This is a genomic window from Microvirga sp. Mcv34, from assembly GCF_024519725.1.
Taxonomy (GTDB): Bacteria; Pseudomonadota; Alphaproteobacteria; order Rhizobiales; family Beijerinckiaceae; genus Microvirga.
Window position 1 is genome coordinate 1 of sequence record NZ_JALJRK010000042.1, and the last position, 15391, is coordinate 15391.

Here is a 15391-nt window from a genome sequence, read left to right on the forward strand (position 1 = left end):
ATCGATCCTGGAAAAGGTCGCCCGTGCGAAACAAGCGTTAGAGTCACAACACTAGCACTCTCCGATGTAGATCGGGAAGCCGCCATCAAGGCTGCGAAGGCTGGGTCGGTCGGTCGCTACATCGAATGCGGTATCGAGATGGGAAGCCCGGTCGAGCTCGACGTGACGCCGATGGATCTGAACGCCGACGGTGTGGAGGAGGTCATGATTACGGCCAGCCACGAGAATGGCGGCGCGGCATGCTTCAGCCATCTTGGAATGAACAAGACCCTGATGATCAGGAACCGTAAAGGCGAGTGGATAGCCAACCTTGGGTTCGATGCTCAGGAGATTAAGGCTCTTCCTGACCGATCTAACGGGTACCAGGACCTTGCGGTCGACGTCGCCGGGGATTGCTGGCCAGTCTGGCGGCACAACGCCACTGAGTATCACATCTACAAGCAATGCCAGAAGGGCAAGCTGGTCATAGCCTCATCATGGAAGGCCGGAGGATCACTGCCGAAGAGACTCGAAGATACCCTCGGCTGGGACAATGACGAGCTTTACATCCACAACGGCTCGGGGATGTACGTCAACATGGGAACCGGGATCATACGATATGCCGCTCCGAAAGCCTCGATCGCCGGCGCCGTTCAGGAAGGCACCGTCCTGTTCCGTGGCGAGTTCAAAAATGCTCCCGGCCTCGAGGCCAAGGGCACGGTGAGCGGGACCGCCTACGTGTTCAAAAAGGGATGCGAACCGGCTCCATATCCCGTTTCCGGAACGTACGATGCATGGTCTGTGACCATGAGGGGGCCCGCGCCACGCCGCGCTAAAGATTCCTGCGCGATTTTGGAAACGACAAAGAACAGCCCCCATTCGGTCCTTGGGTTTGAGGCACCCTCGGACTACTGAGGACCCTCATGAAATGGACCTATCTTCCCCCAGCAGCATACTTGACCTTTGCCGTCTATGCTTGGATTGATTTCACACACACAGCTCCGGATGGGTTAGGCAATCTCGGTCTGCTGCTGACGACCTTTCCCGTAGCTGTGATAGGGGTAGCCCTCACATGGGCTCTGGGCCAGTCCGGCTTTGTGCTTATTCCAAGTGGACTGGGGTACTACACCGCACACGCAATTTACTTCTGGCCGGCGGCTCTGATTACAGCCTGTTTGGTCTTTGTTGTCTGCTCGGCGCCAGGGTGGATTTGGCGGCGATTACTGCGAGCACGCCGAACGACGCCGTGATCCGGCTATGAGCTCGGGCTTTCCGTGGCGATCACCACTTCTCGCGGATCCTTATCCTCTCTCAACCCGAGAAACGCCGGATGGCGAAGGATCCGATCCCGGGTCCATTCGGTGAACTCGACTTGCGCAAGGAACTTAGGTTTCACCCAGTGGACCTTGGCGCGCATGTAGGTGCCTTTGGGCAAAGTCGCCGTGGGGCTGGCCTGCTCGATCTTCTCTAAGCGTTTCTGAAAATCGATCAGGAACTCGCGGGAATAACCCGTACCGACCTTCCCGGCATACCGGATCACACCGTCGGGCGTATAGTATCCGACGAGCAGCGCCCCGAAGCCGACGCGGGAGCGCTGCGGCTCAGTGTACCCGATGATGATAAACTCTTCGGTGTTGAGGCATTTGACCTTCAGCCAATCATCGCTGCGCGTCCCGGTGTAGACAGAGTTCCGCCGTTTGGAGATGATCCCTTCAAGGCGCAGCTGACATGCCTGCTTGTAAAGCGCCTTCCCTCCCCCGACCCGATGCTCGCTGATCCGGATTGTTCCGGGCGCCTTGGCTAACAGTTTCGATAGTCGACGCTTGCGCTCCTCCAACGGAAGACCTCTCAGGTCCTCGCCGTCAAGGAACAGGAGATCGAACGCCACATAGACAAGATCAGCCGTCTGTTCCTTGGAAAGGGCATCCTGCAGGGCCGCGAAGGAACTCACCCCGGTCTCAGTCAGTTTCACGATTTCGCCGTCGAGGACAGTCCCTGAAAGATCAAATCTGGTGAATGCCTCAGCCAGCTCAGGGAAACGGTTGGTCCAATCCTGATCGTTACGGGTGATCAGGCGGGCCGGACCAGAATCCATACGAGCAAGCATGCGATACCCGTCATACTTCACCTCATGTAACCACTCGTCCGTGTCCAGTGCCTCCTTCGTCAGGACGGCCAACTCGACTGGGATGCGGCTCGGGAGTGGGGAAACTACTCGCCTTGCTTTCTGTCTTGGGGAACGCGGCTTGACCATTGCCAGAGGTCAACAATCATCGCCGCCCCAGGTTCCATTGTAACAAGCCACGATACCGCAGAGCACTTAAGCCTGCGGCTTCTTTTGTGGCATTCATAGAATGGATCTTCGCTCGCGGTCTCAAGACGGGTTGTGTCCATTCGTTGGCTGGATAGTTGCTCCTAGCGAGCACTTGAATGGCAAGGACCTCGTCTAGTCGGGTACATCTATCATCAGAGGCTGAAGGAAGATGCTTTGACATTCGTTAGACAAAGGCAGCTGATTAAATCAGCTTTGGCGTGCCACAATCTGGTCCAGCACGGCCTTCATTTCATTATGTTCAGAGCTTCCGTAGACGACTTCCCAACGGTCGTTGTGTTGATGCCAATGGAACCGAGAATCGCGCAACTCGGCGCGAAACAGCTTTGGATCTACCCCAGCCTCTTTAGCCATTTCTTGAGCGGTTATCATGTGGGGCTTCGATGTATCATGCATTGATCTATCCGCGCGTGCTGCTGGCCATTTCTATTATCTAGCCGATTATACTCCATGCCGGTCGAGGAAGAGCCGCTCTCGGTAATCCTAATGTCCTTCACGACTCATCCCTTGTGAGGAATTCAGGATGCGCCTCTCTCATGCTGAATCGGCATACTTGGCTGCGCGTGCGTCAAGTTTCTCCCAGTAGGGATCATAATCAAGAAAGTAATTTTCTACTCCGTCAGAGACGAAACATACCTCATTCAGGCGGACGCGTGCCGCAACGCCATCCTGAAGCCAAGTAATTAGGTGCCGCTCGGCCTCTGTCCGCTTGATCGTCGCAGGGTAGAAATAGCCATCCTCGTACTTCGCTAAAACGATGGCTCCAGGCTTAATCTCGTTGCGCCAGGTGGCCCTAAGCCAGTTTACGATCTCGCTAGATGATAAATCTCTTAGCCGCTCGACATCGCCGAGGACGTACTCAAGCGTCTTGACCAGCTGTGAGTTTTTCTTCGATTGGTCAGCTTCCAGCGCAATCGTGTCGGCCCAGGATTCCAAAAATGCGTTCCAGGGATCCGTATCTGGCCTAAACTTAGGAACGGGTGGGAAATCGTATCCGTTGACATACCTCTCTTTGAACTTCGGCTCGCGGGCAAGGCGGGCGTCTTCAGCAACCTTCTTATCAAATCTCTCGCAATAGAATGCGATATCGAGCTGCTCATCTCCTTCCAGGTAGTCGCTTGGGGGACCCAGTTCTTCAAGGGCACTCCAAATTGTCTGAAGCCGCATTATAAACTGGCTGCGCCGGCTATCCTTCCAAGTTTTGTCACTGTAGTTGGCAAGAAGCTCATTTATTGCAGCTTCTCGCTTTGCTTTCGCTCCCGCGACAAATTCACCCTTTCGCTGTTTGTAACATTCTTCGGAGACCCAGTAACCGAAGTGCGTCCAAACACAATACTTTGACCTCCATAGAGGATTTGCAGATTTGTCCTCCAAGTCGCCAGTCTCGGCGACGTACCTGTGCCCGACCTCGTATTTCTCCGCCACGTTCCCCATACCGTGCTCTGCAAACACTTGAGCGACCTCCCCCGGCGGAACGGCTTTCTTCAGCCGAATGGTCACCGAGAGAAACTTTTGTGCGTCACGATATTTGGCCACGAGCCTGCCGCGTTGAAGCCAACCGTCAAAGCCAGCTGGCGCATCAGCATCGCTCAAGTAGAAAGACGGGAGAAATAGACCCGGGGTACCTTGGCCGGGAGAGCAAGCTATTCCCTGGATCCGGCCTCCGCCCGTATCAGCCGCTTCCAGCACTGAGTCGAAGTAGTTGATGATGTCCGCATGCTCAGAAGGCAGCAGCCGCGTCGCCGCAATAAGTTCCGCGTTGCCGGAGTCGGAATAACCTGCCTTGGTTGCATTTGCAGATCCGAACTGTAGATGGCGTTGATCAACTATCCCGTCTTGATTCCGAAACTGGAAGTAATAGGCCTTCATATGCATCAAGCTGTTTGCCTGGGCGACAAGGATCCTCAGATCCCTGACCCCGGCATCGCGCACCTCCTGCTCCAGAGCTTCGATATCCTCATATCGAGCACCGTCATCGACGACGAACCGGAGCCTTTGAGGCTGCAGCCTTTCCGCTACTTGGCGCCCAAACCACGGATCGAAATATGGTGCGATGATTAGAGCCGACTCTGTCTGATAGCCCGTGGGAACAGAAAGGAGCGCATTGATCATATAGATCACTCAACAGATGATTAGGATGGTTGAGCCGCAAGCATATGGGAAAGCGGGGAGAACTGGATGTCTCCTCACTCTTCTGACTTCGAACGCGGCTTAAACTTCTTCCGGAATTAACAGGCTTAATCGGAAACAGTTCCCATGCAGCGAGCCGCGCAGAGAGGAGGCCCGATCCGTGCATTGCGGCTCGTCTGGTTTGGACTACTGCCTCGATTTTGGCAAAAATCGTAGAACGTCTTCGGGTCGATCAATGGTGGGCTGCTCAACCCGATCCTGAACCTTGTAGCCCAAGGTCCTCGCGAACTCGGCGGCCCCTGTCATCATAGAGTCGAAGATGCGGCCGTGACACACGGCAAAGTATTGAGCCATCGAGATCTCATTCGCGTGACCGTAGCGGCCTTCATCATCCACGGTCAGGAAGTCGACGAGATACTTCCCCTCAAAGGGTGAAATGACAGCCGGTACCTGCTTTGAGCAGAACACGAAGGCCCTGCTAGTCCCTGGCGCCCGGGTCTTTCTCTTCGGATTCTGCATCGAATATGACCAGGTTTCACCCTCGATACGGAAAAGCACCCCAGCCGAGTGGAACAAGATCGGTTCGGAATATTCGATCGTCGGAGTCATGCACTCACCATGCTGGCACCAATCCGGCAGTGGTTTCGCACTCGGCTTGCCTGGGAGGCGACTGGGCGATTGCGCGTCAGCGCCGATGGACATCGCGACCAGAGCTAGGGAGGTCAGAAGCAGTCTCATTTCAGCATTTCACCCCTGCAACGAATTTTGATACGCCCCTAGGCAATCCCGAGTTCCCTGAGAGCCTCGGCAAGTTCCGGATGCATCTCGAAGCGCATGTGCCCGGTCTCCAGCTCTTTCTCACCAAGCTCTTTCACCAGGGCGCTCATATAAAATTCCCGGCCGTCTTTGTATCGGTCGAACTCTAACCCAATCGTTCGCCCTACCCGGGCGCCCAATTTTCCATAAAGATTGTTGGCGGTTTCGTAGTTCTCATAGCCCGCCGCGGCCGCAATCTGTGTAGCCGTTAGTGGCTCAGTGGCATTCGCCTTAAGCATGCTGACCTCGTAAGGTCGAGGCGGATTGGATTTGAAGTAGCGAACATACTGCTCTGTCGTCCCAACCCATGGCATCCTTCGCTTCTGGGCCTCGCCGCTCTGTCTGGCGTCAACAAACGCCTGAGCGAAGCCGAACGCCTCATCCAACGTCTCGCCATCCACAATCCCCAGGCGGTCCTTACCCTCGAGGATCGCCACTTCCGGTTTTCCGCGGATGGTTGTCCCCTTCAGGACGCACCCTTTGTATTTCTTCTCCATCCCCCACCCACCTGCTTGTTCAAAACAACTGCAAATCCCCAGCGTCTCATCCGCTCCCACGAAGCGGTGATCGACGCCAGAAGGACACGCGCCGTGCCACTCATCTCTTGCACCCTGACAGGCGTCGATCAACAGGCAGATCTCTTACGGATCGCCAGTCTTTCGGCTAGTTTCCCACGCGCCGAGTTCGCGATCCTCTTTTCCCCCGAGCGTTCAGGACACCAGAACAGGTTCCCTAGCCTGCCATCCATTCTCAACATGCTGGACGCCGGTCCAATACGATGGGCCATCCACCTCTGCGGAAGGGCAGTCCCAGAATTCATCGCAGCGGCAATTTTCGGGAATGCTAAGGGATTGAACCAGGATGCTTTTCGGCTTGTCGTTCATCCCAACGTTTCCAGAGTCCAACTGAATTTTGCATTTCGGAGGGCAAAATTTTCACTCTCGGACTTGGATTCGGCCATCCGTTTCCTTCCAGTCCCGGTCATCACCCAGGAGCATCGGGCAAACGCAGGGGTTTCCCTCTCAATCAAGGCCCCGAACCACCAGGTTCTCTTTGACGCCTCGGGCGGACGAGGGATCGAAACGTCACAATGGACGCCGCCCCTCGATGGCAAAGTATGCGGTTTCGCTGGCGGCTTGGGTCCCGCGTCCCTCTCCCGAGCTCTCCCAGCTATCCAACAGGTTTGTATAGGCCAAACCTTCTGGATCGATATGGAGTCCCGCATCCGGGACGAGAATGACTGGCTCGATCTGGATGCATGCGAGCGGGTTTTGGAGATTACCCAGAGCGCATAGCAAAGCAAGTCCAGGCTCAGAGGGTCGCTAAACGTGAGAAAGGCGGCGGTGCCAGTCACTGCCGCCTATTTTTAGTCGAGCGTCGCGAGTTCCCGACTTCAAATTGTATGCCTCGCCACTTCTCCCAGGCTGGGTCAAGGCATCATCCGAGGCATCAGTTATCAGTTCGCTTGAACGGCGCTCGCGACATCCATAGAATCGGGCAAAAATTTGCTTCTGGAGCGCCATTTGTCCATCCACTCGCTATTCCGTGCGGCCCTCGTTTCCGGCTGCGCCGCTCTCGCCATATGGGGCAGCTTAGCTACCCCGGCCTCGGCTGCTAAAATTGAGGTCATCAATGTTCCCGGCTCCCCGCTCAGCCTCGTTATGCTTTCCGGCGATATCGTCAAAGGCGACAGCGACAGGTTCTATGAGGTCACCAAAGACCTTGATCGGGCGTCCATTGCCCTTTCCTCGCCAGGCGGATCCGTTTCCGAGGCCTTGAGCATCGGGGCACAATTGCGGGACAAGAACTTCGCCACCATGGTCCTACCGGACGAGGAATGCGCTTCCGCCTGTGCGCTGATCTGGATCTCGTCCTATCGGCGGTATATGTCAGCGAGTTCAAGGATTGGCTTCCACGCTGCCTATACCACGGTCGACGGCGAGCCCCGCGAGACCGGCATGGGCAACGCTGAGATCGGGTCATATCTGACCCATCTCGGCCTCCGGGTTGAGGCCATCCGGTTCATTACCCATGCTCCACCGGATCAAATCGCACTTCTCACCCTGAATCGGGCCCGAGCCCTTGGTATCGAGGTTTATGAGCAGGATGGGTTCTCAGTAACTCCGCCGTCGGCAAAGCCAACTCTGGACGCCTATGTAAAGAAGGCAACGTCCTACCTGTCCCTCGCCAGGGATTGCTCGGATCTCTTCGGCCTTGATGGGCAGATGCTGCGACGGCGCGGTGAGGACACCATCAAGCAAGGGCATGCCGAATTCGGAGGCGACGCGTTCGGCCGGCTGCTGGTCATGGAAGTCGATGTCGTCAAAGAGGACATGCGGCAGAGCGGCTTCGTCGGGTTCTGCCTGAATGCCCTCAAACGGGTTCAGACCGTTGACGGTCAGCTGGTCTCCAGCCCGTCTTTCGATTGCGGCCGGGCTGGTACACCAACCGAACAAGCCATTTGCGAAAATCCCGACCTGATTGCCAGGGACCGGGCAATGGGGATTCTTTACCGTGTCATCCTTAGCGACCGGAAGGGTACCGCGCTGTCTCAGTTTCGGAGCGCCCAAATACAATGGAGCAAAGTCCGAAATTCCTGCGGCAGCGACCAACGGTGCCTAATTTCTGCCTATGACCTCCGATTGAGCCAGTTGGGCCGATGATGCTTTGTTATTGGTGAGTCCTTCGTGAGATGTGGCCCGACGTGAAATAAGACCGAAACTCTGCTCCGGTCTATTATTCAGCCAAACAGGAGCTGAGAGTGTCGGTCACGCCGACCGGTTGGTCTGCTGTGCGCCTGGCCATATCGCAGGGCGAGCCCGGTCATACTGCGGAGGACGCGGCAAGTGTATGCCGAGTTGGTCGGCAGCATGCCAAGCCCACCGCGGATTATCGAGGAGCCCACGGCCAATAGCGACCTGGTCGGCTTGGTTGCTTACGATGATCTCATTCGCTTGTCCCGGGCTGACAATAAGACCGACAGCGCGGACAACGATTCGACTCTGCGACTTAATGGCCTCCGCCAGGGGCACCTGATAACCAGGCCGTACTGCAATCGGCGTTTTGGTCGGGATCCCACCAGATGTCACGTCAACGTAAGCAAGACCTGCTGCCTCTAGTGCCTTGGTCAGCTCGACTGCGTCCTCTACCGCCAGGCCACCGCTTTCCCAATCGGTCCCTGTGATCCGCGCTCCGACCGCTATACCTGGTGAGACTGCCTCACCCACGGCCTGAGCCACAGCCAACGGCAGCGCCATACGCCCACTCGAACCGTCCCCCCAGCGATCGCGCCGCCGGTTTGAAAGGGGGGAGTGGAACTGATGCAGCAGGTACCCGTGAGCCATGTGCAGTTCCACAACATCGAAGCCCAGGCGCTCGGCCCGACGAGCAGCCTGGACGAAGGACTGGAGAATTCCATCAATCTGGGACTCCTCCAGCTCCTGTGGCACATGCCATCCAGCATCATGAGGAAGAGCCGATGGGGCGACCGTGGTCCAGGGATCTTCATGAGCGGCAAGTGGGCCACCGCCCTCCCAGGGGCGCTGGGCTGACCCCTTTCGCCCGGCGTGGGAGATTTGAATGCCAAACCGGGTACCCGGCAATGCGACGGACCGGGCCGCTTTGAGAACACGATCAAGGGCCCGCTCGTTCTCGTCGGAATAAAGCCCAAGACAGCCATGAGTGATGCGGCCAGCCCTCTCAACAGCGGTCGCCTCCAGCATCACCAGACCGGCGCCCGACATTGCCAGCGTCATCAGATGTTGCAGATGCCAGTCGGAAGCGCACCCGTCGTGTGCTGAGTACTGGCACATGGGAGCTACAGCGACCCGGTTCGGGACCTGAACGGGGCCAATATCGAGGGGGCTGAACAGCGTCTGTGTCAATCGAAACTCCTGTGGGACAAGTCGCACCTGCAATCGTTCTGAACTGAAGGAAAGGCGGCTCATCGGCCGGCGGCAACGACCTTATTGATTGTGGAGGCCAGGATCTGGGCACGTTGCAGGAGAGTGGGCAACTCGATGTACTCGTCAGTGGTATGTGCCTTGCCACCGACTGGCCCAACGCCGCAAATGGTTGGTGCGCCGACACTCGCAGTAAAGCCAGAGTCAGCACATCCTCCGGTGAATTCACCCTTGATTGCGACGCCATAATCTTCGGCTGTTCCCAGATACTGAGATGCAAGCTTTTCACTCTCCACGGTCGGGACGAGCGCCAGGAAGCTGCTTTTGCCAATCAGGGTTGAAGTTGTGCCGGGGACCGTCGCCTGGGCCGTAATAGCCTCAATGGCCGCGCTGACGGCATCGCGTTGCTCGTTTGTGACGAACCGTACTTCGAATTCGGCACTCGCATGTGGGGCAGTTGTGTTGACCGACTGGCCGCCGGATACGAGCCCGACATTGACGGTGACGCCATCCTCAACCCGAGTGAGATCATGCAAAGCAACGATCTTGTGTCCAAGTTCTGCAATGGCGTTCACACCCTCGGTAAAGTTCACCCCGGAATGGGCGGCCTTTCCTGTGATGTCGAGACGGCAGTAGAGCATGCCCTTGCGGCTCGTCACGATGTTGCCTGACGCACGCCCTGGCTCTGCGTTGAAGACCGCAACGGCACTCCTCGCTTCCTCCATAATGGCTTCACGCGAGGTATTGGAGCCAATTTCCTCATCGCCTGTCATCAGCATGACAAGTGGGGTTTCAGGGGCGAACTTCTTGAATGCGGCCAGCACGAAGGCGTTCATCACCAGACCGGCCTTCATGTCCGCCACGCCCGGACCGTAAGCCCGTCCGTTCTCGATCCTAAATGGCCGGCGCGAGACTTCGCCCTTCGGGAAAACCGTGTCCCGATGGCCCATGAGGAGGATATTGTGGCGCTCCCCACCGCGGCGGACATCGCCGACGTCGGCCCGGAGTATGTCGCCGAAGTCTGCGTTGGGCGTCACCGAGACGTCGATCCCATGTTCGGAGAGGAAGCCGGTAAGGCGATCGCCTACTGCATCCACCCCGGCCTTGTCATACGAACCGGAATCGATGTCGACCAGTTCAGATAGAAGCCGAACCATCGCGTCCTGCTGCTCATCAAGCCAGCGGGCGATCGCCTCGGAATTGTGCATATGCATGGCTGTTCTCCGCCTTCCAATCTCAGGTATCGATACATTGCGATCAGGTTAGGAGACAGCCCCCTATTCGGAGGCGTTCTCCTTCACAAAGGCAGCGATCTCAGCATGCGTTGCAAACCAGACATCGCCCTTTGCTTTCGCGTGCCTGATCACCTCTTCGAGGATCCAAATACGTGAGCGAGGCGTGATGATGTGGGGGTGGAGGGTTAGCTGGAATAAACCACCCACTTCATGAGCGGCATCGAGTTCCCGCAAGAAGATGTCGAGCACATCCTTTGGAGGCGTATAGGGCCTCAGTGACTGGAAGCGGTTCATCATGAAGTAGACGGCATCGTCCCGGATCCATTCGACCGGTAATTCGACGATCCCCGTGGGCTCTCCATCGAGGAGGAGTTCATAGCAGTCTTCGTCGGCCATCAAGGACGAGTCGTAGAGAAGCCCGAGCTCTGCCTCGATGCGCAACGTGTTGGGGCTGAAGTCCCAAGATGGCGTGCGAAGTCCGACTGGTCGGATGCCGGTGATCTTCTCCAGCGTGTCCGCGGACCGGAACATCAAGTCACGCTCCACTTCATAAGGAAGCACCGAGTTCAACTCGTGGATCCAGCCGTGGATGCCGATCTCATGCCCTTCCGCCACGACTTGCCGCTGCTCATCCTCATGCAGCAGGGCTGCCACGGCTGGGACGTAGAAGCTCGCCTTGATGTCATGACGGCGGAGAATATCCAGAATACGGGGCATGCCGACCCGAGCTCCGTACTGCCCCCAGGACATCCGGCCGATCGACTTGCCCCCTTCGCGAAGCTCGTTTGTCTCGTGATCCGAGTCAAACGACAGAGCCACTGCCCATTTGGCGCCATTCTTCCACTTCGTCGGCGCAAGCCTCCGTCCGGCCCGAACCTGATTGACCAGCCCGCGCCAGTGCTTCTCTTCCCACTGCCACGTCTCTTGCGCTTGATTGTTCACCATCGATGCTCTCCGTTCTTCCAAATCAGTTCGGCTTACCGACCGCCGTCGACAGACAAGATCTGGCCGTTGACGAAGCTCGCCAGGTCAGACGCAAGAAACAGGGTTACCTTTGCGATCTCCTCGGGGGTTCCGAGGCGCTTGAGCGCGACACTGTCAACGATCTGGCGTTGCTTCTCAGGGCTGTAGGAGGCCCACTGCCGCTCGGTCGCCGGGTTAGTCTGGACAAACCCCGGTGCCACGCTGTTGACGCGAATGCCATACGGCCCAAGCTCATGCGCCAGCTGTCGGGTCAGGCCGAGCACAGCGTGTTTGGCCGAGCAATAGGCCTGGACACCTGTCAGAGACGCTTGGAGGGCTGCGCCCGAGGAGATCGTCACGATCGCACCCTTGCCAGCGCGCTTCATCGCGGGAGCAGCCGCTCTGCACAGGGAGAAGGTTGAACCAAGATTGATCTCGATCACTCGGTTCCAATCTGCGTCTCCCACCTCCTCGAGCGGGCGATGCGCCTGGCCTGCGACGCCGCCCGCATTGCAAACGAGAACGTCGACGGGACCACCGGTTTCATTCTCGATTGATGCGATCCATTGCGCAGCGGCCTGCCGGTCTAGAAGATCGACCTTCGCAAGTGATATTGGTGCCCCATCGTCAGGAGCGTCAAGGATATCACATCCATAGACGCGGGCGCCTGCAGCTGCAAAGCTCGCGCCGATCGCCCGACCGAAACCCAGGGCGGCACCACTGATGGCGACTGTTTTCCCTCTGAAATCCAAATTCATCTCTTCAGAAGCTCCGTAAGATTGTTATCGGAGAGGTCGCGCCGGTCCTGCTCAATCTCGTGGATCATCGCGATCAGTCGCTCCAATGTCGGGCAGGACAGTCCATGCTTGCGTCCGATCCCGACAATGGGAAGCAGTTGCATATCGACCTCGGTGCGACGCTTGCGGATGGCGAGATCACGCCAAACGCCGGAATGGGTCTTTGCATTCGGGCGGTTGAACGCGACCATCGCCGCAACGCTTGCCTTGGCCGCAGCTTCCGTCCCACCCTTGCCGAACGCATTGGGATCGAAGCCATTGAAGCCGCGAGGTTCGACACCTTCGGCCCGAGCAACGTTCACGATCTCGCCCGCCAGCTCACGCCAGAGAGGCAGGAGTTCGGGCCTTTCCAGGCAGTCCGCGATCCCAAGGTTACCCACCGCCTGCGCGAACAGAAGCGACCCATAGGCAAGCTTGCCCCAGAGGTAGGACCAGATGTTATCGGTCTTAATGGCGTCCGGCTCGAAGGTGCGCAGATCCTCAAGGACGACATCCAGGCGCGGTGTCATCCGCCCGTGGATCTCTCCCGTGACAACTGCCGCTCTGTTCCCGAAGTGGACTTCGCCGGGCCCGATCCAATCTGCGCCAAAATTGATGAATGCGCCTACAGTGCGCTCGGGCCCGACGATCTCGGCAATCGTCTTCTCGCACAGGCCATTCTGCAACGAGACCACAAACCCGTCAGCAGCCAGATGCGGCAGCAAAGCGCGGCAGGCTTGCTCGGTATGCTGGGCTTTGACAGCGAGATAAATCCGCTTCCAGGTCCCTTTGAGCTCCTCCGGAAGAAAGGCCGGAGCTTTCACCACCATCGGATCGACTGGGCCGGTGATCCGGAGCCCACGCTCCGGATCGCGAATAGCCTCGACATGTTCCGAAACCACGTCGACGAACGTAACGTCTCGGCCGGCGCGGACGAGAGCCGCTCCAAAGGTGCCGCCGATGGCGCCGGCACCCCAAACCAGAATTGGTTCTGACATTATCGATATCCTTTAAAATTCGTGATTAGCGCAGTTTCTCGTGCGCGGTTTCACGGAAGTTCCAGATCACCACCCCCGACACGATGCCGGCGATGATCAGGTAATAGGTCGGCGAAATCGGAGAGTTCGTCGCGCTGATCAGCCAAGTGGAGATGAACGGCGCAAATCCGCCAAAAATTGCTGTCGAGAGGCTGTATCCGGTCGACATCAGAGTGGTTCTCGAGTGGGTCGGGAACAACTCGGAGAGGGCGGATGGACCTGCGCCAGAGAAGGACGCAATGAAGAGATTGAACAAGATCTGGATCGAAACGATCGTTGCGAGTGAGGCGTTCGCCAGGATCACGGAGAAGAGCGGATAGGGCAGGATGATAAATGCTGCGCAGCAAGCAAGCAGCAGAGGCTTACGTCCAATCCTATCAGACAGATGTCCGAAGAACGGAGTGGCAATGACGAGCACCGTCAAGGCGATCGCATTCCCCCACAATGCCTGAGTCTGCGTGATGCCCGCATGCTTTGTCAGGAAGGTCGGCATGTAGCTCAGCATGATGTAGTATGACACGGTCCAGATGATCGTGAATCCGAACGCCTTTGCCATCATGCCAACGGCAGACCCGTGTTCTGCAGACGTCTCCTTAGGCTTCTTCTGAGCAGCCTCATAAGCTGGCGTTTCTTCAAGATTGCGCCGCATGTAGAACCCGACCGGCAGCAGAACGCCACCCAGAAGGAAGGGAACTCTCCAGGCCCAGTCGTTCATCTGGTCGGTTGTAAAAGCAGCCGTCACGAGCGCGACCACAACGCTTCCAAGAAGGTTTGAGGCGGCGATCGACGCTTGCCCGATACCCCCGAAGAGGCCACGTCGCCCCTCAGGAGCGGATTCGACGATGAACGCGGTTGCTCCACCCCATTCTCCGCCAGCAGCAAGGCCCTGAATCAGGCGCATGCCGACGAGCAGAATGGGAGCCAAAATACCAATCGTCTCGAACGTTGGCAAAAGGCCGATTCCAACCGTGCCCAGTGCCATTCCGAAGATGGTGATCAAAAGGGCGACCTTGCGGCCCTTCACGTCGCCGATGCGTCCAATAATGGCGCCGCCCAATGGGTGTGCAAGGAAGCCGACGCCAAAAGCGGCAAACGATGCCAGAAGGGCTGCGACCTCACTCTCGTTAGGGAAGAACTTCGTCGCGATCGTCCCTGCTAGGAATGCGTAAACGACGAAGTCATAGTATTCCAGGACGTTGCCGATTGAAGCCGCCATCAACTGACGGCGGCGTGTGGCAAATGACATCTGCGGAACAGCGTCCGCCGTGATACTCGCTTGGTGTAGCATTCTGTCTCTCCCCTCAGGAAATGCTAGGCTGCGGATTTGTGGTTCATCGCATTCGTCACCTGTTCAGCGGACTGACACAGGTGCTGAATGATCATGTCGCGTTTGTCGTGGAACCGGCTTGTGACGGCACCGACATCGAGCATCGCGAAGATCTGGCGGTTCTGATCGAAGATGGGAGCGGCTATTCCGGTACCTCCGGACGCAAATTCCTCTTCGACGATCGCGTATCCCTGGTCATGGGTGCGCTTGATGATTTTCCGCAGCTCACCGAGATCTGTAACGGTCTTCGGAGTGCGCTTGACAAGCGGCCAGCCCGCCAACATGGAGTCGATCTGCTGCGGAGGTGAGTAGGCCATCAGGACGCGGCCCATAGCCGTGCAGTATGGCGCTATCTCTTCTGAGATATCATGATCGTAATGGACGATCTGGTCGGAGACGACCTTGCAGATCGTCTTAATGCCTGTGGCTCCGCTCACGCCAAGCAGCACTGTCTCGCCGACGGTCCGGCATAGATCGTGCATGATCGGCTCTGCGATCGCCATCAGCCTCGTCAGGCGGTGGCCGCCCCAACCGAAGCCGTATTTGGCGAAAGCATTGTTCAAACGGTAGCGGTCGTCACCGTCCTTAACCGCGTAGCCTCGAGCCGCCACGGTTCTCAGCAGCATGAGAGTGCTGCTCTTAGGCATACCAAGTGCGCTGACGCACTCACTCAAGGTCGCTCCCTCGGGCGCCCCGGCGAGATATTCAAGAATGTCGAGGACGCGGGCCGCAGACCGGACGGTTTCGGACATATATATGAACCCTGTTCAGAATGTTGAACAGCCTGCCTCGATATGCCGTCATGTCCAATTCGACTTTAGTTGGCGCTGATGAAAGAATTAGCCGATACGGTTCGCTCCAGGACGAGTAATACGTTATCACATTCCTGAAGAG

13 protein-coding genes and 1 pseudogene are annotated in these 15391 nt (G+C 57.4%); 2 read left to right on the top strand and 12 right to left on the bottom strand.

Features of this window, described 5'->3' with window-relative positions; translation table 11 throughout:
* Window positions 1-894, top strand: a pseudogene (locus OC446_RS19690) (hypothetical protein); the annotation flags it as partial.
* Between the two features lie 340 nt (window positions 895-1234).
* On the opposite strand, the gene ligD reads toward OC446_RS19690, so the two are convergent.
* The 5 genes from ligD to OC446_RS19715 form a co-directional block, all read right to left on the bottom strand.
* Window positions 1235-2158, bottom strand: coding sequence for a non-homologous end-joining DNA ligase (gene ligD / locus OC446_RS19695; RefSeq protein WP_262030718.1), 924 nt, complete (start codon window positions 2156-2158; stop codon window positions 1235-1237).
* A 342-nt stretch (window positions 2159-2500) separates the two neighbouring features.
* A complete protein-coding gene (locus OC446_RS19700; RefSeq protein ID WP_262030719.1) occupies window positions 2501-2707 on the bottom strand; it encodes a hypothetical protein in 207 nt (68 codons plus the stop codon).
* Between the two features lie 138 nt (window positions 2708-2845).
* Window positions 2846-4423 carry a hypothetical protein gene (locus OC446_RS19705; RefSeq protein ID WP_262030720.1) on the bottom strand — a complete coding sequence of 526 codons (1578 nt, stop codon included), beginning with the start codon at window positions 4421-4423 and terminating at the stop codon, window positions 2846-2848.
* Window positions 4424-4627: 204 nt separating this feature from the next.
* Window positions 4628-5050, bottom strand: coding sequence for a hypothetical protein (locus tag OC446_RS19710; protein ID WP_262030721.1), 423 nt, complete (start codon window positions 5048-5050; stop codon window positions 4628-4630).
* 167 nt (window positions 5051-5217) lie between these two features.
* Window positions 5218-5886, bottom strand: coding sequence for a hypothetical protein (locus tag OC446_RS19715; protein ID WP_262030722.1), 669 nt, complete (start codon window positions 5884-5886; stop codon window positions 5218-5220).
* 876 nt (window positions 5887-6762) lie between these two features.
* Here OC446_RS19715 and OC446_RS19720 point away from each other — a divergent pair.
* On the top strand, window positions 6763-7920 hold the full coding sequence (locus tag OC446_RS19720) for a hypothetical protein (protein WP_262030723.1): 1158 nt from the start codon (window positions 6763-6765) through the stop codon (window positions 7918-7920).
* A gap of 105 nt (window positions 7921-8025) precedes the next feature.
* Here the strand turns inward: OC446_RS19720 and OC446_RS19725 are convergent, their stop codons facing one another.
* The 7 genes from OC446_RS19725 to OC446_RS19755 all read right to left on the bottom strand — a co-directional run bounded on the left by OC446_RS19725 (window position 8026) and on the right by OC446_RS19755 (window position 15249).
* Window positions 8026-9204 (bottom strand): NADH:flavin oxidoreductase/NADH oxidase, encoded by a 1179-nt coding sequence (locus OC446_RS19725; protein WP_315986523.1) that lies wholly within the window; start codon window positions 9202-9204, stop codon window positions 8026-8028.
* A complete protein-coding gene (locus OC446_RS19730; protein WP_262030724.1) occupies window positions 9201-10373 on the bottom strand; it encodes a M20 family metallopeptidase in 1173 nt (390 codons plus the stop codon). Before OC446_RS19730 ends, OC446_RS19725 begins: the two co-directional genes overlap by 4 nt.
* A 63-nt stretch (window positions 10374-10436) precedes the next feature.
* Window positions 10437-11339 (bottom strand): polysaccharide deacetylase family protein, encoded by a 903-nt coding sequence (locus OC446_RS19735; protein WP_262030725.1) that lies wholly within the window; start codon window positions 11337-11339, stop codon window positions 10437-10439.
* Window positions 11340-11371: 32 nt separating this feature from the next.
* Complete coding sequence (locus OC446_RS19740; protein WP_262030726.1) at window positions 11372-12115, bottom strand: SDR family NAD(P)-dependent oxidoreductase; 744 nt, start codon at window positions 12113-12115, stop codon at window positions 11372-11374.
* A complete protein-coding gene (locus OC446_RS19745; RefSeq protein WP_262030727.1) occupies window positions 12112-13131 on the bottom strand; it encodes a ketopantoate reductase family protein in 1020 nt (339 codons plus the stop codon). Before OC446_RS19745 ends, OC446_RS19740 begins: the two co-directional genes overlap by 4 nt.
* A gap of 25 nt (window positions 13132-13156) precedes the next feature.
* Window positions 13157-14458 (bottom strand): MFS transporter, encoded by a 1302-nt coding sequence (locus OC446_RS19750; RefSeq protein ID WP_262030728.1) that lies wholly within the window; start codon window positions 14456-14458, stop codon window positions 13157-13159.
* A gap of 23 nt (window positions 14459-14481) precedes the next feature.
* A complete protein-coding gene (locus OC446_RS19755; RefSeq protein ID WP_262030729.1) occupies window positions 14482-15249 on the bottom strand; it encodes an IclR family transcriptional regulator in 768 nt (255 codons plus the stop codon).
* Between the last annotated feature and the right edge of the window lie 142 nt (window positions 15250-15391).

Bases quoted from the DNA above. Each gene is read 5' to 3' on its own strand.
- OC446_RS19745 (WP_262030727.1), bottom strand. From the start codon at position 13,131: ATGTCAGAACCAATTCTGGTTTGGGGTGCCGGCGCCATCGGCGGCACC.
- OC446_RS19700 (WP_262030719.1), bottom strand. From the start codon at position 2,707: ATGCATGATACATCGAAGCCCCACATGATAACCGCTCAAGAAATGGCT.
- OC446_RS19730 (WP_262030724.1), bottom strand. From the start codon at position 10,373: ATGCATATGCACAATTCCGAGGCGATCGCCCGCTGGCTTGATGAGCAG.
- OC446_RS19740 (WP_262030726.1), bottom strand. From the start codon at position 12,115: ATGAATTTGGATTTCAGAGGGAAAACAGTCGCCATCAGTGGTGCCGCC.
- OC446_RS19725 (WP_315986523.1), bottom strand. From the start codon at position 9,204: ATGAGCCGCCTTTCCTTCAGTTCAGAACGATTGCAGGTGCGACTTGTC.
- OC446_RS19705 (WP_262030720.1), bottom strand. From the start codon at position 4,423: ATGATCAATGCGCTCCTTTCTGTTCCCACGGGCTATCAGACAGAGTCG.
- OC446_RS19755 (WP_262030729.1), bottom strand. From the start codon at position 15,249: ATGTCCGAAACCGTCCGGTCTGCGGCCCGCGTCCTCGACATTCTTGAA.
- OC446_RS19735 (WP_262030725.1), bottom strand. From the start codon at position 11,339: ATGGTGAACAATCAAGCGCAAGAGACGTGGCAGTGGGAAGAGAAGCAC.
- OC446_RS19710 (WP_262030721.1), bottom strand. From the start codon at position 5,050: ATGACTCCGACGATCGAATATTCCGAACCGATCTTGTTCCACTCGGCT.
- OC446_RS19750 (WP_262030728.1), bottom strand. From the start codon at position 14,458: ATGCTACACCAAGCGAGTATCACGGCGGACGCTGTTCCGCAGATGTCA.